The organism is Burkholderia sp. GW821-FHT14F03, assembly GCF_058803765.1.
Window position 1 is genome coordinate 66146 of record NZ_JBXAPG010000033.1, and the last position, 24087, is coordinate 90232.

Sequence of the window (24087 nt, forward strand, 5' to 3'; positions counted from 1 at the left end):
GGCCGGCAATCGGGAAGCGCAGGGACATGGGATGGACAAGCTCGTGATCGAAGGCGGCCAGCGTCTGCACGGCGAGATCGCCGTGTCCGGCGCGAAGAACGCGGCGCTGCCGATTCTGTGCGCGGGGCTGCTGTCCGCGGAGCCGGTCGAACTCGACAACGTGCCTAATCTGCAGGACGTGCGCACCACGCTCAAGCTGCTCGGCCAGATGGGCATGCGCACCGAGACGGACGGCGCGCGGGTGCGGCTCGACGCGGGGCGCGTCGACAGCCCGGTCGCACCGTACGAACTGGTCAAGACGATGCGTGCGTCGATCCTGGTGCTCGGCCCGCTCCTCGCGCGCTTCGGCGAGGCGAAGGTGTCGCTGCCGGGCGGCTGCGCGATCGGCGCGCGGCCGGTCGACCAGCACATCAAGGGTCTGCAGGCGATGGGCGCCGAGATCAGCATCGAGCACGGCTTCATCGAGGCGCGCGCGAAGCGCCTGAAGGGCGCGCGGATCGTCACCGACATGATCACGGTGACCGGCACCGAGAACCTGCTGATGGCCGCCACCCTCGCCGACGGCGAGACGGTGATCGAGAACGCCGCGCGCGAGCCCGAGGTCAGCGACCTCGCGCACCTGCTGGTGGCGATGGGCGCGCGGATCGACGGGATCGGCACCGACCGGCTCGTGATCCGGGGTGTCGAGCGGCTGCACGGCGCGCGCCACGCGGTGATTCCCGACCGCATCGAGGCGGGCACGTTCCTGTGCGCGGTCGCGGCCGCGGGCGGCGACGTGACGCTGACGGGCGTGCGCCCGCACATCCTCGACGCGGTGATCGACAAGCTGCGCGAGGCCGGCGTGACGATCGTGGAAGGCGGCGACTGGCTGCGCGTGACGATGGACCGCCGCCCCTCGGCGGTGACCATCCGCACCTCCGAGTACCCGGCGTTCCCGACCGACATGCAGGCGCAGTTCATGGCGCTGAACACGATCGCGAGCGGCACCGCGCAGGTGGTCGAGACGATCTTCGAGAACCGTTTCATGCACGTGCAGGAACTGAACCGGCTCGGCGCGCACATCACGGTCGACGGCAACACCGCGCTCGTGACGGGCGTCGACACGCTGTCCGGCGCGAAGGTGATGGCGACCGACCTGCGCGCGTCGGCGAGCCTCGTGATCGCCGGGCTGCGCGCGGAAGGCGAGACCCTCGTCGACCGCATTTACCATCTCGACCGCGGCTACGACCGGATGGAGACGAAGCTGACGGGTGTCGGCGCGAAGGTGCGCCGGATTTCGGGGAGCGATGCATCATGAACGCACCGTTGACGCTGGCGCTCTCGAAAGGGCGTATCTTCGAGGAAACCGTGCCGCTGCTCGCGGCCGCGGGCGTGCAGGTGGCCGAGGATCCGGAAACCTCGCGCAAGCTGATCCTGCCGACCACCGATCCGAACCTGCGGGTGATCATCGTGCGCGCGTCCGACGTGCCGACCTATGTCGAGTACGGCGCGGCCGACTTCGGCGTGGCCGGCAAGGACGTGCTGATCGAGCACGGCGGCGGCGGGCTGTACCAGCCGATCGACCTCGACATCGCGCGCTGCCGGATGTCGGTGGCGGTGCAGGCCGGCTTCGACTACGCGAACGCGGTGCGGCAGGGCGCGCGGCTGCGGGTCGCGACCAAGTACCTGAACACCGCGCGCGAGCATTTCGCCGCGAAGGGCGTGCACGTCGACCTGATCAAGCTGTATGGTTCGATGGAGCTGGCGCCGCTCGTCGGCCTCGCCGATGCGATCGTCGACCTGGTCAGCTCGGGCGGCACGCTGCGGGCGAACAATCTGGTCGAGGTGGAGGAGATCATGCCGATCTCGTCGCGTCTCGTCGTGAATCAGGCTGCGCTGAAGCTCAGGCGCGCCGCGCTGAAACCGTTTCTCGACGCGTTCGAACGCGCGTCGCTGCGAAGCGGGGCCTGACCGCCTGGCGGTGAACAGCGCATTACCGGAACGGATAACAGCATGTCTATCAAGATTCGCAAACTCGATTCGACGAAAGCGGGCTTCGATGCGGAGCTGCGCGCGGTGCTTGCGTTCGAGGCGAGCGAGGACGAGGCGATCGAGCGCTCGGTCGCGTCGATCCTGGCGGACGTGAAGTCGCGCGGCGACGACGCCGTGCTCGAGTACACGAACCGCTTCGATCGCCTGAGCGCGCCCAGCGTGGCCGCGCTCGAACTGCCGCGGGAAGAACTGGAGGCCGCGCTCGAGGCGCTGGAGCCGAAGCGCCGCGCGGCGCTCGAGGCGGCCGCCGCGCGCGTGCGCGGCTACCACGAGAAGCAGCGGATCGAGTGCGGCAGCCATAGCTGGCAGTACACCGAGGCCGACGGCACGGTGCTCGGCCAGAAGGTCACGCCGCTCGACCGCGTCGGCCTGTACGTGCCGGGCGGCAAGGCGGCCTATCCGTCGTCGGTGCTGATGAACGCGATTCCCGCGCGGGTCGCGGGCGTGGGCGAGATCGTGATGGTGGTGCCGACGCCCGAGGGCGTGAAGAACGAGCTGGTGCTCGCCGCGGCGAGCCTCGGCGGCGTCGACCGCGTGTTCACGATCGGCGGCGCGCAGGCGGTCGGCGCGCTCGCGTACGGCACCCGCACGGTGCCGGCCGTCGACAAGATCTGCGGCCCGGGCAACGCCTACGTCGCGTCGGCGAAGCGGCGCGTGTTCGGCACGGTCGGCATCGACATGATCGCGGGGCCGTCCGAGATCCTCGTGCTGTGCGACGGCACGACCGATCCGCACTGGGTCGCGATGGACCTGTTCTCGCAGGCCGAGCACGACGAACTGGCGCAGTCGATCCTGCTGTGCCCCGACGAGGCGTTCATCGCGCGCGTCGAGAAGGCGATCGCCGAGCTGCTGCCGACCATGCCGCGCCAGGATGTGATCCGCGCGTCGCTCGAAGGGCGGGGCGCGCTGATCAAGGTGCGCGACATGGCCGAGGCCTGCCGGATCGCGAACGACATTGCGCCGGAGCATCTGGAGATCTCCGCGCTCGAGCCGCAGCAATGGAGCCAGCAGATCCGCCATGCGGGCGCGATCTTCCTCGGCCGCTACACGAGCGAGAGCCTCGGCGACTACTGCGCGGGCCCGAACCACGTGCTGCCGACCTCGCGCACCGCGCGCTTTTCGTCGCCGCTCGGCGTGTACGACTTCTTCAAGCGTTCGAGCCTGATCGAGGTGAGCGCGGAAGGCGCGCACACGCTCGGCGAGATCGCGTCGGAACTCGCCTACGGAGAGGGGCTGCAGGCGCACGCGAAGAGCGCCGAGTTCCGCATGAGACAGGGCGGCTGACGCCGTCCGCATCGGTTTCGCCACCGCGCGGGGCGGCTCGCCGCCCCGCCGATCACACGCCGGCGCCAAGCGCGCCGCTCGACCCATGACCACGCCACAAGACATCATCCGCCCCGACGTGCTCGCGATGACGAGCTACCCGGTTCCGGACGCGCAGGGCTTCGTGAAGCTCGACGCGATGGAGAACCCGTACCCGCTGCCCGAGGCGCTCGCGGCCGAGCTGGGCGCGCGCCTCGCGCAGGTCGCGCTGAACCGCTATCCGGCGCCGCGGCCCGCCGCGCTGCTCGACAAGCTGCGCGCGACGATGCGGGTGCCCGCCGGCTGCGAACTGATGCTTGGCAACGGTTCCGACGAGTTGATCAGCCTGATGTCGGTCGCCTGTGCGAAGCCGGGCGCGAAGGTGCTCGCGCCGGTGCCGGGCTTCGTCATGTACGAGATGTCGGCGAAGTTCGCGCAGCTCGAATTCGTCGGCGTGCCGCTCAAGGCCGACCTGACGCTCGACGTCGACGCGATGCTCGCGGCGCTCGAGACGCACCGGCCGGCGCTCGTCTACCTCGCGTATCCGAACAATCCGACCGGCACGCTGTACGCCGACGAGGACATCGAGCGCATCGTCGCGGCGGCGCGTTCGAGCCTTGTCGTGATCGACGAGGCCTACCAGCCGTTCGCGCAGCGCAGCTGGATGCCGCGCGCGGCCGAGTTCGACAACGTGGTCGTGATGCGCACGGTGTCGAAGCTCGGGCTCGCCGGGATCCGGCTCGGCTACCTGGCCGGCCCGCCCGCGTGGCTGACGCAGTTCGACAAGGTCCGCCCGCCCTACAACATCAACGTGCTGACCCAGGCGGCGGCCGAGCTGCTGCTCGACCACGTCGAGGTGCTCGACGCGCAGGCGGCCGAATTGCGCGCCGAGCGCACCCGGCTCGCGCAGGCGGTCGGCGCGCTGTCGGGCGCGACCGTGTTCCCGAGCGCCGGCAACTTCCTGCTGGTGCGGGTGCCGGACGCGGCGGCGGTGTTCGAGCGGCTGCTGACCGAGCGGATCCTGATCAAAAACGTGAGTAAAATGCACCCATTGTTGGCCAATTGCGTGCGTTTGACGGTTGGGTCTCCCGAGGAAAACGCCCGCCTGCTGGCCGCCCTGGCACTTGCGCTGCCCTGACGGGCCAGCGCGCTTCGCAGTCCCCATTTACATCCGTTCAAACCGAGGTATCCCCATGCGTGTGGCGGAAGTCGTTCGCAACACCAGCGAAACGCAGATCCGAGTGAAGCTCAATCTCGACGGCACCGGCCAGCAGAAGCTGGCCACCGGCGTGCCGTTCCTCGACCATATGCTCGACCAGATCGCCCGCCACGGGCTCGTCGACCTCGAGGTCGAAGCGCATGGGGACACGCATATCGACGACCACCATACGGTCGAGGATGTCGGCATCACGCTGGGCCAGGCCGTCGCGAAGGCGATCGGCGAGCGCAAGGGCATTTGCCGCTACGGCCATTCGTACGTGCCGCTCGACGAGGCGCTGTCGCGCGTCGTGATCGATTTCTCCGGCCGGCCGGGGCTCGAATTCCACGTGCCGTTCACGCGCGCGCGGATCGGCAGCTTCGACGTCGACCTGTCGATCGAGTTCTTCCGCGGTTTCGTGAACCATGCGGGCGTCACACTGCACATCGACAATCTGCGCGGCATCAACGCGCACCATCAGCTCGAAACGGTGTTCAAGGCGTTCGGCCGGGCGCTGCGCATGGCGGTGACGCTCGACGAGCGCGCGGCCGGGCAGATCCCGTCGACGAAGGGCAGCCTCTGATTCTCCGCTGACGCGGATCACCCTCTTGGCCGCGGCCTGCGCGGCGGCTTGCGATGGACCTGGTCAAATCATTCATCTCGCTGCTCGCGCTGATCAATCCGCTCGGCGCGATCCCGTTCTTTCTGAGCCTGACGGCGCAGCAGACGGACGTGGAGCGCCGCCACACGATCCGGATCGCCGCGATGTCGGTGTTCTGCGTGATCACGGTGACCGCGCTGCTCGGCCAGCAGATCATCCGCTTCTTCGGGATCTCGGTCGGCTCGCTCGAGGTCGGCGGCGGCATCATCATGCTGTTGATGGCGATCACGATGCTGAACGCGCAGATCGGCAATACGCGCTCGACGCCCGAGGAGCGCGACGAGGCGGAATCGAAGAACAGCATCGCGGTGGTGCCGCTCGCGATTCCGCTCCTGACCGGCCCGGGTTCGATCAGCACGGTGATCGTCTACGCGGCGAACGCGACGCACTGGTACGACCGGCTCGGGCTGGTCGCGATCGGTGCGATCCTCGCGCTGCTGTGCTTCATCGCGATGCGGCTTGCCGAGCCGATCGCGCACTGGATCGGCCGCACCGGCATCAACATCGCCACGCGTCTGATGGGTTTGATGCTGTCGGCGCTGGCGGTGGAATTCATCGTCGACGGACTGAAGGCTTTGTTGCCTGCTCTGAAATGAAAACTTCGATTGCGATTGTGGATTATGGGATGGGCAACCTGCGCTCGGTCGCGCAGGCGCTCAGGAAGGCCGAGCCGGCCGCGGACGTGACGATCGTCGACCAGCCCGCGGCGATCCGCGCGGCCGACCGCGTGGTGCTGCCGGGCCAGGGCGCGATGCCGGACTGCATGCGCTGCCTCGGCGAGTCGGGCCTCCAGGAGGCGGTGCTCGAAGCCGCGCGCAACAAGCCGCTGCTGGGCGTGTGCGTGGGCGAGCAGATGTTGTTCGACTGGAGCGCCGAGGGCGGCACCGACGGGCTCGGTCTGATGCCGGGCAAGGTGCTGCGCTTCGAACTCGACGGCCGGCTGCAGGACGACGGCTCGCGCTTCAAGGTGCCGCAGATGGGCTGGAACCGCGTGCGCCAGAGCCGCGCCCACCCGTTGTGGGACGGGGTGCCCGACGACGCATACTTCTACTTCGTGCACAGCTACTACGTGGCGCCGGCCGAGGCTGCGCTGACGGTCGGCGAGACGCTGTACGGCGCGCCGTTCACGTCGGCGGTGGCGCGCGACAATCTCTTCGCGACCCAATTTCACCCGGAGAAAAGCGCGGAAGTGGGGCTGCGGCTGTACCGCAACTTCGTGCACTGGAATCCGTGAACGTGGCGCGCGTGCCACAGCCGGCGCGCGCAGCGGCCCCGTCCGGTGGGCGTGAGGCACGAATTTACCGAAAGAGTTGTACTAAACTAGCGAGACGACAGGGTGCCGGATGGGCCGGCGCGCGTCTCAACCCTCATTTTTCCCACATAACACCCGATTGCTATGCTGCTGATTCCGGCCATCGATCTTAAAGACGGTCAGTGTGTACGCCTCAAACAAGGCGATATGGACCAGGCGACGATTTTTTCCGAGGATCCCGCGGCGATGGCGCGCAAGTGGGTCGATCTCGGTGCGCGACGGCTGCATCTAGTCGATCTCGATGGCGCTTTCGCCGGCAAGCCCAAGAATCTCGAGGCGATCGAGGCGATCCTCGCGGAGGTCGGCAGCGAGGTGCCGGTTCAGCTCGGCGGCGGCATCCGCAGCCTCGAGACCATCGAGAAGTATCTCGACGCGGGCCTGTCGTACGTGATCATCGGCACCGCGGCCGTGAAGGATCCGGGCTTCCTGCAGGACGCGTGCAGCGCGTTCGCGGGCAGCATCATCGTCGGGCTCGACGCGAAGGACGGCAAGGTCGCGACCGACGGCTGGAGCAAGCTGACCGGCCACGAGGTCGTCGATCTCGCGCGCAAGTTCGAGGATTACGGCGTCGAGTCGATCATCTATACCGACATCGGCCGCGACGGCATGCTGCAAGGCATCAATATCGAGGCGACGGTGAAGCTCGCGCAGGCGGTCGGCATTCCGGTGATCGCGAGCGGCGGCCTGTCGAACCTCACCGATATCGAGCAACTGTGCGAAGTGGAGGAGGATGGCGTCGAGGGGGTGATCTGCGGTCGCGCGATCTATTCCGGCGACCTCGATTTCGCCGCGGCGCAGCGCCGCGCGGACGAACTGAACGGCGAGCTGGACGACGCCTGAGCGGGCGCGGCCCGAGCCGCCCCGTCCCCACCGCCGCCCGCCCGGGCGGCCTTACCGCGGCATTTGCGCAACATCATGGCTCTAGCTAAACGCATCATCCCCTGCCTCGACGTCACCGCCGGGCGCGTCGTCAAGGGCGTCAACTTCGTCGAGCTGCGCGACGCCGGCGATCCTGTCGAGATCGCGCGCCGCTACGACGCGCAGGGCGCCGACGAACTCACCTTCCTCGACATCACCGCGACCTCCGACCAACGCGACCTGATCCTGCCGATCATCGAGGCGGTGGCGTCGCAGGTGTTCATTCCGCTCACGGTGGGCGGCGGCGTGCGCGCGGTGGAAGACGTGCGGCGCCTCCTGAACGCCGGCGCGGACAAGGTCAGCATGAATTCGTCGGCGGTCGCGAATCCGCAGCTGGTGCGCGACGCGGCCGACAAATACGGTTCGCAGTGCATCGTGGTCGCGATCGACGCGAAGCGGGTGTCCGCCGACGGCGAGCCCGCGCGCTGGGAAGTGTTCACGCACGGCGGCCGCAAGGGCACGGGCCTCGATGCGATCGAGTGGGCGCGCCGCATGGCGGAGCTGGGCGCGGGCGAGATCCTGCTGACCAGCATGGACCGCGACGGCACCAAGGCGGGCTTCGATCTCGCGCTCACGCGCGGCGTCTCGGACGCGGTGCCGGTGCCGGTGATCGCGTCGGGCGGGGTGGGCTCGCTGCAGCATCTGGCCGACGGCATCAAGGACGGGCGCGCGGATGCGGTGCTGGCCGCGAGCATTTTCCACTATGGCGAACACACGGTCGGCGAGGCGAAGCGCTTCATGGCCGACCAGGGCATACCGGTGAGGCTGTGATGAGCGATTCCGCAACGACGGGCAACTGGCTCGACAAGGTGCGCTGGGACGCGAACGGCCTCGTGCCGGTGATCGCGCAGGAGGCGTCGACGAACGACGTGCTGATGTTCGCGTGGATGAACCGCGACGCGCTCGCGAAGACCATCGAGACGAAGCGCGCCGTGTATTTCTCGCGCTCGCGCCAGCGCCTGTGGTTCAAGGGCGAGGAGTCGGGCCACGTGCAGCACGTGCACGAGGTGCGGCTCGATTGCGACGAGGACGTGGTGCTGCTGAAGGTCGAGCAGGTGTCGGGCATCGCGTGCCACACCGGCCGGCACTCGTGCTTCTTCCAGAAATTCGAAGGCAGCGCCGACGACGGCGAATGGGTCGCGGTCGATCCGGTGCTGAAAGATCCCGAGCATATCTACAAATGACGTCAACCACCGAAGACACGCTGCTGCGCCTCGCGGCGGTGATCGACAGCCGCAAGGGCGGCGATCCCGAGCAGTCGTACGTATCGCGCCTGTTCCACAAGGGCGACGACGCGGTGCTGAAGAAGATCGGCGAGGAGGCCACCGAAGTGGTGCTCGCCGCCAAGGACGTGCGGCAGGGCGGCGCGCCGACGGCGCTCGTCGGCGAGGTCGCGGACCTGTGGTTCCACTGCCTCGTGATGCTGTCGCATTTCGATCTGAGCCCGGCCGACGTGGTGGCCGAGCTGGAGCGCCGCGAAGGCTTGTCGGGCCTTGAGGAGAAAGCGCTGCGCAAGAGCCGCGAACGCGAGGAAAACGGCGGCTGAGCCGGCTGCGGACTGCGCAGTCGAGGACTGCGCGTCCCTGACCGGGCGTCCCTAACCGGGCGTCCCTAACCGGGCGTCCTTGGCTGGCCGTCCCGGAAAACTGTCATCAATTGGGGGTTAACATCATGCAAGATTCGCCGGGTCAGTTTCCGCCCTCGTACCAGAGCGCGTCCGAGAGCGAGCGGCAGAATTCGTTGCGCACCCTGACGCACGTGCTGTACGCGCTGTACGCGATCCATTGGTTGACGGGCGGCATCACCGGGATCATCGCGATCATCATCAACTACGTGAAGCGCGGCGATGTGGTCGGCACCGCGTACCAGGCCCATTTCGAATGGCAGATCCGCACCTTCTGGCGCGCGCTGATCGCCTATCTGATCGGGTTCGCGCTGCTGTTCGTCGGGATCGGCTTCGTGGTGCTGGGCGCGGTCTGGCTCTGGACGCTCTACCGTATCATCAAGGGCTGGCTGTTCCTGTACGACAACAAGACGCTCGATCCTCAGGCGTGGTTCTGAGCGGGTGGATGCCGGGAGCATGATGGATCACGATCCGAACTGCCTGTTCTGCCGCATCGCGGCGGGCGAGGTGCCGAGCGCGAAGGTGCACGAGGACGACGAGTTCGTCGCGTTCCGCGACATCCGCCCTGCAGCCGAGACGCACGTGCTGGTGATTCCGCGCCGGCATCTGCCGACATTGTCGTCGGCGCGCGCGGAAGACGCGCCGCTGCTTGGTAGAATGATGATCCTCGTCGCGCGCCTCGCCGAACAGCTGGGCTGCGCGTATACGGGCGGCGAGACCGGGTTCCGGACGGTGATCAACACCGGGCCGGGCGGCGGGCAGGAGGTCTACCACCTGCACGCGCATATCCTGGCCGGGCCGCGTCCGTGGCATCGCATGGGGTGACGGGCGTTTCCGTCACGGGACTGAATTGACGCCGGCATCGCCGGCATGTTGCGCCGCCGTCGCGGCGACGCTTGGGAGAGTGGCATCATGGGTGGACTGAGTATTTGGCACTGGCTGATCGTGCTGTTGATCGTCGCGCTGGTGTTCGGCACGAAGAAGCTGCGCAATATCGGCAGCGACCTCGGCGGTGCGGTGAAGGGCTTCAAGGACGGCATGCGCGAGTCCGAGGGTTCGGATGCGCAGCAGCTGCCGCGCGCGGGGTCGGTCGACGTCGACGCGAAGGAAGCGGCGCGTTCGTCCGATTCCCACAAGGCTTGACGCCCGCGCGCTGACGGATCGCCGCGATGCTCGATCTGGGTCTTTCGAAGATGGCGCTGATCGGCGTCGTCGCGCTCGTCGTGCTCGGCCCCGAGCGGCTGCCGCGCGTCGCGCGCACGGCCGGCGCGCTGTTCGGTCGCGCGCAGCGCTATATCAACGACGTGAAGGCGGAAGTCTCGCGCGAAATCGAACTCGATGCGCTGCGCACGATGAAGACGGATTTCGAGGCGGCCGCGCGCAACGTCGAAACCACGATTCACGACAACGTGCGGCAGCACGAGACCGATCTCAACGACGCCTGGCGTTCGACGGTCGATCCCGACAGCGCCGCGGCGACGGCCGCCGCGGCTGACGCTGGCGCGCCCGGGCCGTCCTCGTGGCGCAGCACGGTCGCCGCCGCGCCGAAGCGTCGCAACTGGCGTGTGAAGACGACCGCGACGCCCGTGTGGTACAAGCGCGCGACCGCGCGCCGCGCGCACGTGCAGTCGGGCGCCGCGCGCGTCGCCCGGCATCAGCCGGCGAGCCTGCGTCGCCCCGTGCGCTTCTTCTGAGCGATGATTCGCGCCCATTATTCCAACCGAGGGCCGGTGTGAACGACCCCCAGCGTAATCCGGACGACGCGCCGGAAGAAACCTTCATTTCCCATCTCGTCGAACTGCGCGACCGCATCATCCGGGCGGGCGCGGCGGTCATCGTCGTGTTCCTCGGGCTCGTCTACTGGGCGCCCGACATCTTCCGGCTGCTCGCGCGCCCGCTGATGCAGAACCTGCCGAAGGACGGCAAGATGATCGTCACCGACGTCACCGGCTCGTTCTTCGTGCCGATGAAGGTGACGATGCTGGTCGCGCTCGTGATCGCGCTGCCGATCGTGCTTTACCAGATCTGGGCGTTCGTCGCGCCGGGCCTCTACCAGCATGAGAAGAAGCTCGTCGGGCCGCTCGTCGGCAGCAGCTACGTGCTGTTCCTGTGCGGCATGGCCTTCGCGTACTTCATCGTGTTCCCCACCATCTTCCGCGTGATGGCGCACTACAACGCGCCGCTCGGCGCGGAGATGACGACCGATATCGATAATTACCTGAGCTTCGTGCTCGGGATGTTCATCGCGTTCGGGGTCACCTTCGAAGTGCCGGTGGTCGTCGTGCTGCTCGTCCGGATGGGCGTGCTGACGGTGCAGAAGCTCAAGGAGATCCGCCCGTACGTGATTGTCGGCGCATTCGTGGTGGCCGCGGTGGTGACGCCGCCCGACGTGTTCTCGCAGCTGATGCTCGCGTTGCCGCTCGTGGTGCTGTACGAGGCAGGGATCATCGCGGCGCGGCTGTTCGTCAAGCCGCCGGTGAAGGAAAAGGAAGCGGAAGCCGCGTCGTGAGCGTGCTTGGCGTGCCCGCTTCCGCTGGACGAGCCCTGCACGCTGCTTTCCTCTGCCTGATCGTGCATGGACATCCGGTCGGCGGCTGAGGCGACGCCATCCGCATCTTGTCGGGGCGGTTTTCCGGCCGGCCTGCCAGAATGAAAAACCCCGCGTCTGCATTGCGCAGCGCGGGGTTTTTTGTCGGACGCGTCCAGGCCATCCGCTGTCCGAAGCCCGCGCCGCGCCTCGACGCAACGGCGGGCGCGGCGCGCCGCCCGTTATTCCGTGTCGTCGCCTTCCTGGTCGCTCAGCGCCTGCTTCGGCGGCGGCGGACGCTTGCCGATCACGACCGTCAGGTCGAATTCCTTGCCCTTGCGCACGACGTGAACCTTGGTCGGCGTGCCGGGCTTGATCTGCGCGACGACGTTCAAGAGCCGCGTGGTGTCGGAGATCGTCTCGCCGTTGACCGACACGAGGATGTCGCCGGGCTTGATGCCCGCCTTGTCGGCCGGGCCGCCCTGCAGCACGCCGGCGACGATCGCGCCGCTCTTCTGTTCGAGCCCGAACGATTCGGCGATCTCCGGCGTGACGTCCTGCGGCTCGACGCCGATCCAGCCGCGCGTGACGCCGCCCATCGTGATGATGCTCTCGAGCACGGTGCGGGCGGTGGAGACGGGGATCGCGAAGCCGATCCCGAGCGAGCCGCCCGAGCGCGAGTAGATCGCGGTGTTGATGCCGAGCAGGTTGCCGTTCACGTCGACGAGCGCGCCGCCGGAATTGCCGGGATTGATCGGCGCGTCGGTCTGGATGAAGTTCTCGAAGGTGTTGATGCCGAGATGGTTGCGGCCGAGCGCGCTGATGATGCCCATCGTGACGGTCTGGCCGACGCCGAACGGATTGCCGATCGCGAGCACCACATCGCCGACGCGGGACTGGTCGGAGCGGCCGAGCGTGATCGTCGGCAGGTTGGTCATGTTGATCTTGAGCACGGCCAGATCGGTCTCGGGATCGCTGCCGATCACCTTGGCGGTGGCGGTGCGGCCGTCGGCGAGCGCGACTTCGATCTGGTCGGCGCCGTCGACCACATGCTGGTTCGTTAGAATGTAACCTTCCGAGCTCACGATGACGCCCGAGCCCAGATTCGCCGCCGGCTCCTCTTGTTGCTTGCGCGCATTGCGGTCGCCGAAGAAATACCGGAACAATGGATCCTTCGCGCGCGGATCCGGCGGCAGCGAGCCGTCCTTGCTCGAGAACACGTTGACGACCGCAGGCATGGCCTTTTGCGCGGCGTCCGCATAGGAAGTCTGCGCGGGCGCGCCGCCGACGCCGGGCGCCACCTCGCGCAGCGCCACGATCGGCGCCGCCAGCTGCTTGCCGAGCTGCCCCTGCCGCTGCAGCCATTGCGGCTTGAGCGTCGCGACGATGAACATCAGCGCGAGCAGCACCGTCACCGCTTGGGCGAAGAACAGCCAGAAGCGTCTAAGCATTTGAAGATATTAGAGGTTTATATGGATCGGATCGAACTTGAATTGTACTTGAACAATACCCTCGAAACCGCCCGCTTCAAGGACTATTGCCCCAACGGTCTGCAGGTGGAAGGACGTCGCCGGATCGAGAAGATCGCCACCGGCGTGACCGCATCGGTCGCGTTTCTCGACCGCGCGCTCGAGTGGGGCGCCGACGCGGTGCTGGTCCATCACGGCTACTTCTGGCGCAACGAGGCGCCGTCGATCACGGGCCGCAAGCACCAGCGCCTGAAGCGCCTGCTCGCGAACGACCTGAACCTGTTCGCGTTTCATCTGCCGCTCGACGCGCACCCCGAACTCGGCAACAACGCGCAACTGGGCGAGCGCCTCGGCCTGATCGGCGACGCGCGCTTCGGCGACCAGGACCTCGGCTGGCTGGCGACGCTGCCGATGCCCGTCACGCTCGAGCATTTCACCGCGAAGGTCGAGCAGACGCTCGGCCGCACCCCGCTCGTGCTCGGCGACGCGGATCTGCAGCTGCGCCGCGTCGCATGGTGCACGGGCGGCGCGCAGAGCTATTTCGACGCGGCGATCGAGGCGGGCGCCGACGTGTTCCTGACCGGCGAGGCGTCGGAATTCGTCACGCATGCGGCGGCCGAGAGCGGCGTCGCGTTCGTTGCGGCGGGGCACCATGCGACCGAGCGCTACGGGATCCAAGCGCTCGGTCGCCATTTGTCGGAGAAATTCGATCTCGAGCACCTTTTCATCGACATCCACAATCCGGTTTGAGGGTCCGATTTGGTGCGCTGCACCTAGAAAATTGAATGTAGTAAACGCTTAATATGCGATTGAAATAATCGCTTCGATAGTGCGTGGAAACCCTTATCAATCAAGGGCTTCAAGCAGTATTTCGCATCCGGGCCTTGTAAATGGCGGCTCCATTCCCGCACACTAGCGGCGGTATGAAAAGTCGTGACGGAAAATCCAACTCAGAAGTGGGGCGTGTGATGCGAGACAAAGAAGAGAAACGCGTCGACAGCGGCCGCCGTACCTGGCTGATTGCGACATCCGTAGCAGGTGGCGTAGGAGGCGTTGCCACCGTAATACCGTTCGCGGCGTCGCTCGCGCCGTCCGCGAAGGCGAAAGCGGCCGGCGCGCCGGTCGAGGTCGATATCGGCGAGCTGAAGCCGGGCGAGATGCTCACCGTGGCATGGCGCGGCAAGCCGGTCTGGATCCTGAATCGCACCGAAGCGATGCTGACCGACGTCACCAAGGCCGACAAGGAAGTGGCCGATCCGCAGTCGAAGACCCCGTATTCCATGCCGTTGCCCGCGTATTGCGCGAATGAATATCGTGCGCGGGCCGATCGCAAGAACATCCTCGTCGTGGTCGCGGTGTGCACCCACCTGGGCTGCACCCCGACCCAGCGCTTCACGCCGGGGCCGCAGCCGAACCTGCCGGACGATTGGCCGGGCGGCTTCCTGTGCCCCTGCCACGGTTCGACCTACGATCTGGCCGGCCGCGTCTTCAAGAACAAGCCCGCACCGCAGAATCTCGATGTTCCGCCCTACATGTTCACGTCGGCCAACACCCTCGTGATCGGCAGGGACGAGAAAGGAGAAGCGTAAATGGCGACGGATAACAAGGAAGTCTCCACGACAGGTTTCATGGGCTGGGTCGACCAACGCTTCCCGCTCACTTCCACCTGGAAGAAGCACGTTTCCGAGTACTACGCGCCGAAGAACTTCAACTTCTGGTACTTCTTCGGGTCGCTCGCGCTGCTGGTGCTCGTGAACCAGATCGTCACCGGCATCTTCCTCACGATGAACTACAAGCCCGATGCGACCCTCGCGTTCGCATCGGTCGAGTACATCATGCGCGAGGTGCCGTGGGGCTGGCTGATCCGCTACTTGCACTCGACGGGCGCGTCGATGTTCTTCGTGGTCGTTTACCTGCACATGTTTCGCGGGCTGCTGTACGGGTCTTACCGCAAGCCGCGCGAACTGGTGTGGATCTTCGGCTGCGCGATCTTCCTGTGCCTGATGGCCGAGGCGTTCTTCGGCTACCTGCTGCCGTGGGGCCAGATGTCGTTCTGGGGCGCGCAGGTGATCGTGAACCTGTTCTCGGCGATCCCGTTCGTCGGTCCGGACCTGTCGCTGTGGATCCGCGGCGACTACGTGGTGTCGGACGTCACGCTGAACCGCTTCTTCGCGTTCCACGTGATCGCGATCCCGCTGGTGCTGGTCGGGCTCGTGGTCGCGCACCTGGTCGCGCTGCACGAAGTGGGGTCGAACAACCCGGACGGCGTCGAGATCAAGGCGAAGAAGGACGAGAACGGCATCCCGCTCGACGGCATTCCGTTCCACCCGTACTACTCGGTGCACGACTTCCTCGGCGTGTGCGTGTTCCTGATGGTGTTCGCGCTGATCGTGTTCTTCGCGCCGGAGATGGGCGGCTACTTCCTCGAGGCGAACAACTTCGTGCCGGCGAACCCGCTGCAGACGCCGCCCGAGATCGCGCCCGTCTGGTACTTCACCGCGTTCTACGCGATGCTGCGCGCGACCACCGACCCGTTCAAGATCGTGCTGATGATCGTGATCGCGGCGCTCGGCGTGCTGGCGCTGATCCGCGCGCGCGGCAGATGGAAGATCGGGCTGCCGGTGCTGGCCGCCGCCGTGGTCGTCTTCATGTACGTGACCGAGGCGAAGTTCTGGGGCGTGGTGGTGATGGGCGCGGCCGTCGTGTCGCTGTTCTTCCTGCCCTGGCTCGACCGCAGCCCGGTGAAGTCGATCCGCTACCGGCCGCTGTTCCACAAGGTGTTCTACGGCATCTTCGTGCTGGTGTTCCTGACGCTCGCGTTCCTCGGCACGCGGCCGCCTTCGCCCGCGGCGACGCTGATCGCCCAGATCTGCGCGCTCGTGTACTTCGCGTTCTTCCTCGGCATGCCGTTCTGGACGCCGCTTGGCAGGTTCAAGCAGCCGCCCGAGCGCGTGACGTTCAAGCCCCACTAAGCGAGCGAGGAGAACACGACATGAAGAAACTGCTTTCGACGCTCGCGCTGATCGGCGCGACGGCGTGTGCGCTGCTGGCGGCGCCGGCTTGGGCGGATGAGGGTAATTTTCCGCTCGACCGCGCACCGGATAACACGGAAAATCTCGTGTCCTTGCAGCACGGCGCGCAATTGTTTGTAAACTATTGCCTGAACTGCCATAGCGCGAACCTGATGCGCTACAACCGTCTGACGGATCTCGGCATTTCGCAGAAGGAGATCGAGAAGAATCTCCTGTTCACGACCGACAAGGTCGGCAACACGATGTCGGTCGCGATGCGGCCCGACGATGCGAAGAGCTGGTTCGGCGCAACGCCGCCCGATCTGTCGGTCGAGGCCCGGGCGCGCAGCCGCGACTGGCTGTATACATACCTGCGCAGCTTCTACCGCGACGACACGCGTCCGACCGGCTGGAACAACGCGGTATTCGAGAACGTCGGTATGCCCCATGTCCTGTGGCAGTTGCAGGGGCAGCGCACGGCGAAATTCGAAGAAAAGACGGACGAGGAGACGGGCGAGAAGGTGCGCAAGCTCGTCGGCTTCGAGCAGGTGACGCCGGGGACACTGTCGCCGGTGGATTATGATTCTGCCGTGGCCGACCTGGTGGCATACCTGAACTGGATGTCGGAGCCCGCGCAGCAGACCCGCAAGCGGCTTGGCGTGTGGGTGATGCTGTTTCTTGGCGTCCTGACCTTTTTCGCATGGCGGCTCAATGCCGCCTACTGGAAAGATATCAAGTAATCACGCCGTGACCGGCGTGGGGCCGGCGCAAGGAAAGGCCTGCGGGATGGGCTTTCTGCGCGCTGGCCTTCGGCTTTTTGAGGAAACGTAATTATGATGGTTCTGTATTCCGGCACGACTTGTCCGTTCTCCCAGCGTTGCCGGCTGGTGCTGTTCGAAAAGGGCATGGATTTCGAGATTCGCGATGTCGACTTGTTCAACAAGCCGGAAGATATCGCCGTGATGAATCCGTATGGTCAGGTGCCGATTCTCGTCGAGCGGGATCTGATTCTGTATGAATCGAACATCATCAACGAGTATATCGACGAGCGCTTCCCGCACCCGCAGCTGATGCCGGCCGACCCGGTGCAGCGCGCGCGCGCGCGGCTGTTCCTGCTCAATTTCGAGAAGGAGCTGTTCGTGCACGTGAGCACGCTCGAGAACGAGAAGGGCAAGGCGGCGGAGAAGAACCACGAGAAGGCGCGCCTCGCGATCCGCGATCGCCTGACGCAGCTCGCGCCGATCTTCCTGAAGAACAAGTACATGCTGGGTGAAGAGTTCTCGATGCTCGACGTCGCGATTGCGCCGCTGCTGTGGCGCCTCGATCACTACGGGATCGAGCTGTCGAAGAATGCGGCGCCGCTGATGAAGTACGCGGAGCGGATTTTCAGCCGCCCGGCGTATATCGAAGCGCTGACGCCGTCCGAAAAGGTCATGCGTCGTTGAGTCTGGTTGCGGAGCGGCGATGCGGCGGGGGCCGCGTCGTCACTCCCGTTTGAGGACGGTTGATGCAAGAGATTTCCACGAAGCCTTATTTGCTGCGCGCGCTGTACGAGTGGTGTACGGATAACGGCTATACGCCACATATCGCGGTGCGCGTCGACAATTCGACGCGCGTGCCGCGCCAGTTCGTGCGCGACGGCGAGATCGTGTTGAACATCAGCTTCGAGGCGACGAGCCAGCTGCAGATGGGTAACGAATGGATCGAGTTCACCGCGCGCTTCTCCGGTAAGGCCCACAAGATCGAGGTGCCGGTCGCCAACGTGCTCGCGATCTATGCGCGCGAGAACGGGCAGGGCATGGCGTTCCAGGTCGAGGCGGTCGCGGAAGGCGCGGGTGCGCCGTTGGAGTCGGAAGCGGAGGAAGGGGCGACGGTCGAGGAAGCGGGTGCGGCGGATACGGCCGGCAACGAGGCCGCCAAACCCGCCGATGAGCCGCCCGAGCCCGACGGCGACGGCGACGGCGCGAAGGGCAGCAGGCCTCGCCTCAAGATCGTGAAATGAGGTAGAATTCGCGGCTACGCCGGCTTAGCTCATCTGGTAGAGCAGTTGATTTGTAATCATCAGGTGGCGGGTTCGAGTCCTGCAGCCGGCACCAAATACCCATACGGGTTCCAGAGATGGGACCCGTTTTTTTTTCTACAAACCGGGGCGTGTTCTACAAACCGAGTACGTGGCGCTCCCCGGGCTGGTGTCTAAAAACCCTCCAAACTGATAAAAACGAGGAAGACATGGCATTAAGGTTTACGCTCCAGCCCTTCGGGGCGGCTCGATTAGGGGACGTGCTGCTCCAGTCGCTTTCGGAACCGATCTGGGCCGAATTCAGAGCCTCGGTTGCTTTCGTCAAACGTTCTGGCACGAAACACGTGGCCGATTCGCTTCGCGCTTTCGGACAACGGGGAGGCGCGATTCGAATGTCGGCTGGTATAGACGCCGGTGGAACTTCGCGAGAGGGCCTTGAGGACCTACTTTCCGCCGTTGGCGCGACCGGCCAGCTTTACGTGTTCAAGAACGCCAATAGTTCAACATTCCACCCAAAGATCTATCTGTTCAAGAATCAGTTAGAGGCGCGGCTACTGATCGGGTCTGGCAATTTGACCGAGGGAGGTTTGTACACGAACTACGAGGCGGGCGTTGTCATTGAGCTAGACCTTCGGTTAGACGAAGACCGCGCGTTTTTGCACGAAGTCGAGGCCGCGCTGGACACTTGGAGCACCCCTACCACTGGCAACTGTTTATTGTTGGATCGTGTTCTGCTGAATCGGCTGGCCTCAGAAGGATGGGTGCCCGACGAAGCTTACACTCGAGGTGGCAATCAAAATGTCACCAGCGGTTCAGCGGGCGCAGGCAATCCCCTTTTCATCAGCATTCCCGTGCCGAACGCTCCGGTGATAGCACCGAGTGGCAATACAAATCTCGGAGCGCAATACCAGGGCGGTTTCGTTAGTGCTGCTACTGCGGTCGGCAATCCGGCCGGATTGCCAGTCCCAGGAGCGGTGACCGCGCAACATCGGGTTTTTCTTATGACGCTGCAAAACACCGACGTCGGTGTCGGGCAGACTAATCCGAACACACAGCGGCGATCGGCCGAAGTGTTTGTTCCGTTGGTCTGTCGGGATTACGATCCGTCGTTTTGGGGATGGCCGAATCTCTTTGTGGCAGATCCCAGCTACACGGGAGCACGCGACGCACAGGGGCGAGGGAAAATGGATCGCACAGGTGTACGGTTAAACGTCAATGGAAACGTTGTTGCCGTAACCATTTGGTATAACTCGGGCAAGAGAGATATGCGAATTAGGAGTGAAGATCTTCGCAGCGCCGGGGCGGTTGGAGACATCCTTTACGTGGAGGTAAGCTCCAACCCTTCTTATGAATACTATGTCAAAGTTATTCCGCAAGGAACAACGCAACATGGAGCTTATCTGGCTAGGTGCGTTAATACCGTGCGGAACTCGTTAAAGCGTTGGGCGTATTTGTAATTAATTTGATCGCCGAAACGCTAGAATTTCTTCTGACTCCATTGCGTTGTTTTTGAAAATGTCTCGTGATGCGAGCATTTCCATGGGAAGCGATGGAGTAATTTCAAAATTCAACGTTTCGGCGATTTGTGACAAAAGCTTCGCGGTACATATATCCACTCGCTGACCGCCAGCAATCGTGTGATTGTTTCCAACTACTACGAATGCGACCCCGCCAGGTTTAAGTAACTTGTGGATTCCTTCCAGTACTTCACGCATGTCAAAGAAGTATTTCGCTAGAAGGGCGGGAAGGTTTTTTCTGCGAAATCCCACGCCGGTACCTTCGTTCAATGTTTCAATATTGTTGATCAATGTTCGAACGTCTGAAGGCAAAATTCCACCCATCTCCAAAAATTGTGACCACTGTTCTCGTTTAAGGCGCTCAGTGATTTCACGATTCCCGATCATTTTCTGATCCCGCGTTCGGTGTTCCGGTCTCGGCAGAAGACCCAAGTAGCAGAGACTAAGTCGATCAGTATCGAGATATGGGAGTGCAGTCGCGTAAGGTGGAGAGGTAATTACTGTGTCAACCTTTCCTTGATACATTTCCCATGCTGTCGCACACTTGCGCGCATCACCCTCGCCAATGCTAAATGTGTATGAATTTTCGGTTTTCGGGCGTTGATAAAGAAATGCCAATGCAGCGCGAATCGAGCGGCCAAGCTCTTCGAGAAATGCGCGCTTAGGATCAATTTCAACATCGAGCCGAATTTCCTTACGAACCCTCAGATCGGCGTCCTTTTGCCAAGATACTGAACGTAGGATATTGCTCAAGGATACCCACATCAGATCGCGAGCGGGTTTGTATTTCACGTCAGATATGCGTCGCGCTATATCGTCAAGGCCCATTAAAACATCTTGAGCAAACCAATTCTCTAGATATTCTTGGTCTTCCGATGGCAATGATCGGAAATAGTCTAGGCTCTTTGTCGCACGTACCTCTGGTTGGAGCAGGCTATCACGCACATTCTGATACGCGATTCGGAGATTTGCAGGATCAGCCGAAAGAAGTTCGCATTTAGTCCTGCTCAAAAAGACCGATAAAGGATTCATATCAAGTCCGAGAGCCCTGCATCCTGCGAGAGACGCTTCGACGGCCGTCGTTCCGCTTCCGCTCATCGGATCGGCTACGATTCCCCCTGCGGGCGTATTGGAAATATTTATTAGAGAGCGCACCAACTGAGGAAAGAACTTCCCCCGATACTCATGGATACCATGCGTGCCGTATCGAAGGCAGCGGCGATTCGGAAGCTGTACAAATTCACCAAAGGGGAGCGATTTTTCAAGCGTGGCAAGGTCAATGCCATTTCGGACGAAATTTACGGTCGCTTCGCGCAGAGATTGGAGCGTGGTAATCGAATTTTGTTCAGAAGAAACGGTTTCCCAATACGCGAGTCGTCCTGCCAACGATTCTTTCGTTTCGGTCGTGGTTACGAAAAAACTTCCGTCGTCTCCCTCCGTTCCATCTAGGTACGTTGGCTCCGCGTTTGACAAAACTCTAAGTTCTTGTAGGGCAAGCTCTCGCTCAAACGGCTGAATGTAATCTTTAATTTTGCATTGCAGTCGATTCACGACGCGCCTCCACAATTTTCTAGAATTAAAATCTTCTCAGTCTTGATTTTTCCGATCGACGGATTGAAGGATTTTTTGGTCGATTGCAAGGTTCTATTGATTCTTGCGACTTCTGAGAAGCCAGCAATCTTGCCGGCTTGCGAAATTATTTCCGCGTTATCAATTCGTTCGCCCTTTAGTGTAGAGTCACCAACCACGAAGCAGGCGTATCCGTTCTTTTTCAATTTATCACGCAACCATGTCATAATTCCTTCAAACTCAAGCCTGAATGTGCCAGCAGTGGCCGCATTTTTTCCGTTGCTGCTGTATTTCCGGTGGCTGCCGATCTCCTCTTTCTTGAATCGAGGTTGATCCATGTCGAGCCAAAGCATCCGCGTCATGTGGTAAAGGTGATAGCTAAATGCGTTCGGGTAGGGCGGTGAGCAAACCATCAAATCGATCGGTGGGATCTCCGGGGCGTCCAATAAAGTGGACTCGACCACTGCACAACGGAAGCGCGGCTCGACAAGGTCGGAATATTCGGAAGCTGCTCGAACTGACACATCGAGAGCACGCGCAAATTTTCTAAATACCTCTCCTGAACTCAAACCTTTCTCGCGCCGCACGTACCGCGTGTCTGAGTCCTGCTTAGACACTGCCACGACGATGGAGGAAAACGAGGTGAGTGCAAGCGTTCGCGCTGGCTCAGTCCGCAAGCAGCGACACCGAGCTAAGCACTCGGCAAGTTCTTCAATCACAAACGGCTCAAACCAGAACGAAAGCGTTTCGCCTTCCGGTCTCCATGCCGACGACACAAATTTTTCCGTTGGAAATAGCTGGCCGTCACCACCGAGAGCAAGTGCGTCGCCCGCCGTGCGCATGTCCGTAGCCAATTGCCTCAGTGCAAGGGCATCACTCTCCGATATCGCGGTTGTCTTGGCCCGGCTCATGAGGCACGCAAGCGGATTCGCATCAATTCCGACTGCATGACGCTTGAGTGTGAGCGCCTCAACGAGGGTGGTTCCGCTGCCGCAAAAGATGTCGGCTACGGTGTCCCCTACGCTAGACAGCTCTTGAATCAGAGCATTCGGGATCTGCGGAATGAACTTGGCCGGGTACGGATGGATTCCGTGGGTGAGGTACCCGGTTTTTGCTCCGGCGAAATCCCAGTCAATGGCCTTCAACCGCTCAGCGTATGTAGACGACGCCTTGGTTTCGGCTGCCTGCGGACCGCTTAGGGTCGATTGGGCGAGTGAGATAACGGACCTCGCTTGGTCGCGAGTGAACAGCCTCCACCCGTGCCGATCTCTGCCAGGTTCGGCGACCACACCGGAGCGAAGCCAACGGAGAAGCGTGTCCTTATGAATCCCAGCCTGTCGTGCGACCTCGGCGGTAGACAGTTGGTCCCGTTCAGCTTTCATTGTATACATATAGGTGCATATAGTTGACGTATGGTACCTAAAAAGTCAGAGGGCACCAAGGCCGATCGATCGTAAGGGCGCCCACAACGTTGGCATCTAGGTGTATCGTGTGTGACAGTCGCGCTAAGATTCGGTGATTCGGACGCGACTATGCATCGGCGGCGCTCGAACGCCGGGACGCCGCTTGGACTCTCAGCCTTGTGGAGTGTTTATGAACTTCAAGATAAGTGGACATCATCTCGACGTTACGCCTGCATTGCGCGAATACGTGACTACAAAGCTTGAAAGAGTCTTGCGGCATTTCGAACAAGTTATCGACGCCAGCGTGTTGCTCTCAGTCGATAACCATAAGCAATCCAATCAAAGAGCCGAAATCAATCTCCATGTTAAGGGGCGCGATATTTTTGTTGAGAGCGCTGATAGTGATCTATACGCCGCTATTGACTTGTTAATCGATAAGCTTGACCGGCAGGTCGTCCGACATAAAGATCGCTTGCAAGATCATCACCATGACGGGATTAAATACCGTCCGGAGAACTTGCCGCCTATCGAGTGGAGTGACGAGGCGCCACCGGCTTCACAATGAGTCGGCAATTCTCTAACGGGTCGGGGTGATCTTCGCCCCGCGCCTACGTACGTAATGTTCCGTCATCGATACACTTCCATGACCAAGTAATGAATGCGCTCCCCTTATGTCGCTAGCACTCTCCTTGTCGGTGCCAGCTTTCGCCCGCAGATCGCGAAACTGAAATTCGCTTTTTGGAATGCCAGTCGCGCCGCGTGCCCGATCAAACCTGAATCGCAGCGTCGAGCGCCCCAACGGCTTGCCCTGATCCGCTTTAGGAATTCTGGACCAATCCGAGTGCGAGTTTTGCGGCAAACTTGACCCTGAACCAGGAGGTCGTTTGTCATGAAACGGAAACGCTTTTCGATCGAACAGATTGTGGCAGTGCTGAAGCAAGCCGAACTGGGGATGCCGGTGGCCGATGTGATCCGGCAGGTCGGTATTTCGGAACAGACGTTCTATCGGTGGAAGAAGCAATACGCCGGGATGCAGTCTGATCAGGTACGCGAACTCAAGCAGTTGCAGGACGAGAATGCGCGGCTGAAGAAGCTGGTCGCCGAATTGAGCTTGGACAAGGCCATCTTGCAAGACGTAGCTGCAAAAAAGTGGCCCGGCCCGCGCTGAGACGAGACGTGGTGGATTACGTGGTGAGCCACTACGGATTGACGATGAGGCGGGCCTGTCGGCTCGTGAAGCAACCGCGCAGCGTTCAGTACTACAAAAGCATCAAGGACCCTCGCCCAGAACTGCGCTCACGTATGCGCGAGATCGCCTATACGCGTGTGCGCTACGGGTATCGACGCGTCCATGTACTGCTGCGCCGGGAAGGCTGGCAGTTGGGTCGGAATCAGGCGTACCGGTTGTATTGCGAAGAGCAGTTGCAGTTGCGCTCGAAATTGCCGAAGCGACGAAAGATGGTGGTGACGCGCGTGGCGAAGATCGTTCCGGTCAGGCCAAACGACGCTTGGAGTATGGATTTTG

At 62.9% G+C, this 24087-nt stretch carries 28 protein-coding genes, 1 tRNA gene and 2 pseudogenes; 26 read left to right on the plus strand and 5 right to left on the minus strand.

From position 1 onward, the window contains the following. Positions 1-31: 31 nt before the first annotated feature. The 16 genes from murA to tatC all read left to right on the plus strand — a co-directional run bounded on the left by murA (position 32) and on the right by tatC (position 11555). Positions 32-1297, plus strand: coding sequence for a UDP-N-acetylglucosamine 1-carboxyvinyltransferase (gene murA / locus AC1RQF_RS22045; protein ID WP_492872962.1), 1266 nt, complete (start codon positions 32-34; stop codon positions 1295-1297). Then, positions 1294-1950, plus strand: a complete 657-nt coding sequence (gene hisG / locus AC1RQF_RS22050; RefSeq protein ID WP_274000843.1) for an ATP phosphoribosyltransferase — start codon at positions 1294-1296, stop codon at positions 1948-1950. The genes murA and hisG overlap by 4 nt, the downstream gene beginning before the upstream one ends. Before the next feature lie 42 nt (positions 1951-1992). Further along, positions 1993-3315, plus strand: coding sequence for a histidinol dehydrogenase (gene hisD / locus AC1RQF_RS22055; protein ID WP_274000844.1), 1323 nt, complete (start codon positions 1993-1995; stop codon positions 3313-3315). 85 nt (positions 3316-3400) lie between these two features. Further along, positions 3401-4471, plus strand: a complete 1071-nt coding sequence (gene hisC, locus AC1RQF_RS22060; RefSeq protein WP_274000845.1) for a histidinol-phosphate transaminase — start codon at positions 3401-3403, stop codon at positions 4469-4471. A gap of 55 nt (positions 4472-4526) precedes the next feature. Next, positions 4527-5114, plus strand: a complete 588-nt coding sequence (gene hisB, locus AC1RQF_RS22065) for an imidazoleglycerol-phosphate dehydratase HisB (protein WP_274000846.1) — start codon at positions 4527-4529, stop codon at positions 5112-5114. Between the two features lie 53 nt (positions 5115-5167). Continuing rightward, positions 5168-5788 carry a YchE family NAAT transporter gene (locus AC1RQF_RS22070; RefSeq protein WP_274000847.1) on the plus strand — a complete coding sequence of 207 codons (621 nt, stop codon included), beginning with the start codon at positions 5168-5170 and terminating at the stop codon, positions 5786-5788. Continuing rightward, positions 5785-6426 (plus strand): imidazole glycerol phosphate synthase subunit HisH, encoded by a 642-nt coding sequence (hisH, locus tag AC1RQF_RS22075; RefSeq protein ID WP_274000848.1) that lies wholly within the window; start codon positions 5785-5787, stop codon positions 6424-6426. Before AC1RQF_RS22070 ends, hisH begins: the two co-directional genes overlap by 4 nt. A gap of 162 nt (positions 6427-6588) precedes the next feature. Next, positions 6589-7344 (plus strand): 1-(5-phosphoribosyl)-5-[(5-phosphoribosylamino)methylideneamino]imidazole-4-carboxamide isomerase, encoded by a 756-nt coding sequence (gene hisA, locus AC1RQF_RS22080; protein WP_274000850.1) that lies wholly within the window; start codon positions 6589-6591, stop codon positions 7342-7344. Positions 7345-7419: 75 nt separating this feature from the next. Next, a complete protein-coding gene (gene hisF, locus AC1RQF_RS22085) occupies positions 7420-8193 on the plus strand; it encodes an imidazole glycerol phosphate synthase subunit HisF (RefSeq protein ID WP_274000851.1) in 774 nt (257 codons plus the stop codon). After that, the gene (gene hisI / locus AC1RQF_RS22090) at positions 8193-8606 is read left to right on the plus strand and encodes a phosphoribosyl-AMP cyclohydrolase (protein ID WP_274000853.1); all 414 of its coding nucleotides are present in this window, start codon (positions 8193-8195) and stop codon (positions 8604-8606) included. The genes hisF and hisI overlap by 1 nt, the downstream gene beginning before the upstream one ends. Continuing rightward, complete coding sequence (locus AC1RQF_RS22095) at positions 8603-8968, plus strand: phosphoribosyl-ATP diphosphatase (protein ID WP_252983414.1); 366 nt, start codon at positions 8603-8605, stop codon at positions 8966-8968. Before hisI ends, AC1RQF_RS22095 begins: the two co-directional genes overlap by 4 nt. 125 nt (positions 8969-9093) lie before the next feature. Continuing rightward, the gene (locus AC1RQF_RS22100; protein WP_274000857.1) at positions 9094-9483 is read left to right on the plus strand and encodes a DUF4870 family protein; all 390 of its coding nucleotides are present in this window, start codon (positions 9094-9096) and stop codon (positions 9481-9483) included. Positions 9484-9505: 22 nt separating this feature from the next. After that, positions 9506-9871: a histidine triad nucleotide-binding protein gene (locus tag AC1RQF_RS22105; RefSeq protein ID WP_274004428.1), complete on the plus strand. Its 366-nt coding sequence runs from the start codon at positions 9506-9508 to the stop codon at positions 9869-9871. Positions 9872-9958: 87 nt separating this feature from the next. Beyond that, positions 9959-10189, plus strand: coding sequence for a Sec-independent protein translocase subunit TatA (tatA, locus tag AC1RQF_RS22110; protein ID WP_274000859.1), 231 nt, complete (start codon positions 9959-9961; stop codon positions 10187-10189). 26 nt (positions 10190-10215) lie between these two features. Further along, positions 10216-10740, plus strand: coding sequence for a Sec-independent protein translocase protein TatB (gene tatB / locus AC1RQF_RS22115; protein ID WP_274000861.1), 525 nt, complete (start codon positions 10216-10218; stop codon positions 10738-10740). Positions 10741-10778: 38 nt separating this feature from the next. Beyond that, a complete protein-coding gene (gene tatC, locus AC1RQF_RS22120) occupies positions 10779-11555 on the plus strand; it encodes a twin-arginine translocase subunit TatC (protein WP_274000862.1) in 777 nt (258 codons plus the stop codon). 260 nt (positions 11556-11815) lie between these two features. Here the strand turns inward: tatC and AC1RQF_RS22125 are convergent, their stop codons facing one another. After that, a complete protein-coding gene (locus tag AC1RQF_RS22125) occupies positions 11816-13024 on the minus strand; it encodes a Do family serine endopeptidase (protein WP_492872954.1) in 1209 nt (402 codons plus the stop codon). 21 nt (positions 13025-13045) lie between these two features. Here AC1RQF_RS22125 and AC1RQF_RS22130 point away from each other — a divergent pair, with 21 nt between their 5' ends. The 8 genes from AC1RQF_RS22130 to AC1RQF_RS22165 all read left to right on the plus strand — a co-directional run bounded on the left by AC1RQF_RS22130 (position 13046) and on the right by AC1RQF_RS22165 (position 19530). Further along, a complete protein-coding gene (locus AC1RQF_RS22130; RefSeq protein ID WP_274000865.1) occupies positions 13046-13792 on the plus strand; it encodes a Nif3-like dinuclear metal center hexameric protein in 747 nt (248 codons plus the stop codon). Positions 13793-14010: 218 nt separating this feature from the next. Beyond that, a complete protein-coding gene (gene petA / locus AC1RQF_RS22135) occupies positions 14011-14631 on the plus strand; it encodes a ubiquinol-cytochrome c reductase iron-sulfur subunit (RefSeq protein ID WP_274000867.1) in 621 nt (206 codons plus the stop codon). Beyond that, positions 14632-16014: a cytochrome b gene (locus tag AC1RQF_RS22140; RefSeq protein WP_274000869.1), complete on the plus strand. Its 1383-nt coding sequence runs from the start codon at positions 14632-14634 to the stop codon at positions 16012-16014. A gap of 20 nt (positions 16015-16034) precedes the next feature. Continuing rightward, positions 16035-16793, plus strand: a complete 759-nt coding sequence (locus AC1RQF_RS22145) for a cytochrome c1 (RefSeq protein WP_274000870.1) — start codon at positions 16035-16037, stop codon at positions 16791-16793. 93 nt (positions 16794-16886) lie between these two features. Next, positions 16887-17498, plus strand: a complete 612-nt coding sequence (locus tag AC1RQF_RS22150) for a glutathione S-transferase N-terminal domain-containing protein (protein ID WP_027797364.1) — start codon at positions 16887-16889, stop codon at positions 17496-17498. 62 nt (positions 17499-17560) lie between these two features. Beyond that, positions 17561-18055, plus strand: coding sequence for a ClpXP protease specificity-enhancing factor (locus tag AC1RQF_RS22155; protein WP_492872955.1), 495 nt, complete (start codon positions 17561-17563; stop codon positions 18053-18055). An 18-nt stretch (positions 18056-18073) separates the two neighbouring features. Further along, positions 18074-18149 (plus strand) — tRNA-Thr (locus AC1RQF_RS22160). A 133-nt stretch (positions 18150-18282) separates the two neighbouring features. After that, the gene (locus AC1RQF_RS22165; protein ID WP_492872956.1) at positions 18283-19530 is read left to right on the plus strand and encodes a phospholipase D-like domain-containing protein; all 1248 of its coding nucleotides are present in this window, start codon (positions 18283-18285) and stop codon (positions 19528-19530) included. Here AC1RQF_RS22165 and AC1RQF_RS22170 read toward each other — a convergent pair whose 3' ends face one another. From AC1RQF_RS22170 to AC1RQF_RS22180, 3 genes and pseudogenes are all read right to left on the minus strand, one after another. Continuing rightward, entirely contained in the window at positions 19531-21141 is a 1611-nt protein-coding gene (locus AC1RQF_RS22170) for a TRM11 family SAM-dependent methyltransferase (RefSeq protein ID WP_492872957.1), read from the minus strand. It abuts the gene before it with no gap. Next, the gene (locus tag AC1RQF_RS22175) at positions 21138-22304 is read right to left on the minus strand and encodes a DNA methyltransferase (protein ID WP_492872963.1); all 1167 of its coding nucleotides are present in this window, start codon (positions 22302-22304) and stop codon (positions 21138-21140) included. The genes AC1RQF_RS22170 and AC1RQF_RS22175 overlap by 4 nt, the downstream gene beginning before the upstream one ends. Before the next feature lie 99 nt (positions 22305-22403). Further along, positions 22404-22550 (minus strand): annotated as a pseudogene (locus tag AC1RQF_RS22180) (MerR family DNA-binding transcriptional regulator); the annotation flags it as partial. A gap of 202 nt (positions 22551-22752) precedes the next feature. Between AC1RQF_RS22180 and hpf the strand changes: the two are divergent. After that, the gene (gene hpf, locus AC1RQF_RS22185) at positions 22753-23127 is read left to right on the plus strand and encodes a ribosome hibernation-promoting factor, HPF/YfiA family (protein WP_492872958.1); all 375 of its coding nucleotides are present in this window, start codon (positions 22753-22755) and stop codon (positions 23125-23127) included. Positions 23128-23139: 12 nt separating this feature from the next. Here hpf and AC1RQF_RS22190 read toward each other — a convergent pair whose 3' ends face one another. Further along, positions 23140-23502: a tyrosine-type recombinase/integrase gene (locus AC1RQF_RS22190; protein WP_492872959.1), complete on the minus strand. Its 363-nt coding sequence runs from the start codon at positions 23500-23502 to the stop codon at positions 23140-23142. On the opposite strand from AC1RQF_RS22190, the pseudogene AC1RQF_RS22195 reads away from it, so the two are divergent. Then, positions 23452-24087 (plus strand): annotated as a pseudogene (locus AC1RQF_RS22195) (transposase); the annotation flags it as partial. The gene AC1RQF_RS22190 and the pseudogene AC1RQF_RS22195 overlap by 51 nt on opposite strands.

Coding starts and splice junctions, on each gene's coding strand:
- murA (WP_492872962.1), top strand. CDS start 32: ATGGACAAGCTCGTGATCGAAGGCGGCCAGCGTCTGCACGGCGAGATC.
- hisG (WP_274000843.1), top strand. CDS start 1,294: ATGAACGCACCGTTGACGCTGGCGCTCTCGAAAGGGCGTATCTTCGAG.
- hisD (WP_274000844.1), top strand. CDS start 1,993: ATGTCTATCAAGATTCGCAAACTCGATTCGACGAAAGCGGGCTTCGAT.
- hisC (WP_274000845.1), top strand. CDS start 3,401: ATGACCACGCCACAAGACATCATCCGCCCCGACGTGCTCGCGATGACG.
- hisB (WP_274000846.1), top strand. CDS start 4,527: ATGCGTGTGGCGGAAGTCGTTCGCAACACCAGCGAAACGCAGATCCGA.
- AC1RQF_RS22070 (WP_274000847.1), top strand. CDS start 5,168: ATGGACCTGGTCAAATCATTCATCTCGCTGCTCGCGCTGATCAATCCG.
- hisH (WP_274000848.1), top strand. CDS start 5,785: ATGAAAACTTCGATTGCGATTGTGGATTATGGGATGGGCAACCTGCGC.
- hisA (WP_274000850.1), top strand. CDS start 6,589: ATGCTGCTGATTCCGGCCATCGATCTTAAAGACGGTCAGTGTGTACGC.
- hisF (WP_274000851.1), top strand. CDS start 7,420: ATGGCTCTAGCTAAACGCATCATCCCCTGCCTCGACGTCACCGCCGGG.
- hisI (WP_274000853.1), top strand. CDS start 8,193: ATGAGCGATTCCGCAACGACGGGCAACTGGCTCGACAAGGTGCGCTGG.
- AC1RQF_RS22095 (WP_252983414.1), top strand. CDS start 8,603: ATGACGTCAACCACCGAAGACACGCTGCTGCGCCTCGCGGCGGTGATC.
- AC1RQF_RS22100 (WP_274000857.1), top strand. CDS start 9,094: ATGCAAGATTCGCCGGGTCAGTTTCCGCCCTCGTACCAGAGCGCGTCC.
- AC1RQF_RS22105 (WP_274004428.1), top strand. CDS start 9,506: ATGGATCACGATCCGAACTGCCTGTTCTGCCGCATCGCGGCGGGCGAG.
- tatA (WP_274000859.1), top strand. CDS start 9,959: ATGGGTGGACTGAGTATTTGGCACTGGCTGATCGTGCTGTTGATCGTC.
- tatB (WP_274000861.1), top strand. CDS start 10,216: ATGCTCGATCTGGGTCTTTCGAAGATGGCGCTGATCGGCGTCGTCGCG.
- AC1RQF_RS22125 (WP_492872954.1), bottom strand. CDS start 13,024: ATGCTTAGACGCTTCTGGCTGTTCTTCGCCCAAGCGGTGACGGTGCTG.
- AC1RQF_RS22130 (WP_274000865.1), top strand. CDS start 13,046: ATGGATCGGATCGAACTTGAATTGTACTTGAACAATACCCTCGAAACC.
- petA (WP_274000867.1), top strand. CDS start 14,011: ATGCGAGACAAAGAAGAGAAACGCGTCGACAGCGGCCGCCGTACCTGG.
- AC1RQF_RS22140 (WP_274000869.1), top strand. CDS start 14,632: ATGGCGACGGATAACAAGGAAGTCTCCACGACAGGTTTCATGGGCTGG.
- AC1RQF_RS22145 (WP_274000870.1), top strand. CDS start 16,035: ATGAAGAAACTGCTTTCGACGCTCGCGCTGATCGGCGCGACGGCGTGT.
- AC1RQF_RS22150 (WP_027797364.1), top strand. CDS start 16,887: ATGATGGTTCTGTATTCCGGCACGACTTGTCCGTTCTCCCAGCGTTGC.
- AC1RQF_RS22155 (WP_492872955.1), top strand. CDS start 17,561: ATGCAAGAGATTTCCACGAAGCCTTATTTGCTGCGCGCGCTGTACGAG.
- AC1RQF_RS22165 (WP_492872956.1), top strand. CDS start 18,283: ATGGCATTAAGGTTTACGCTCCAGCCCTTCGGGGCGGCTCGATTAGGG.
- hpf (WP_492872958.1), top strand. CDS start 22,753: ATGAACTTCAAGATAAGTGGACATCATCTCGACGTTACGCCTGCATTG.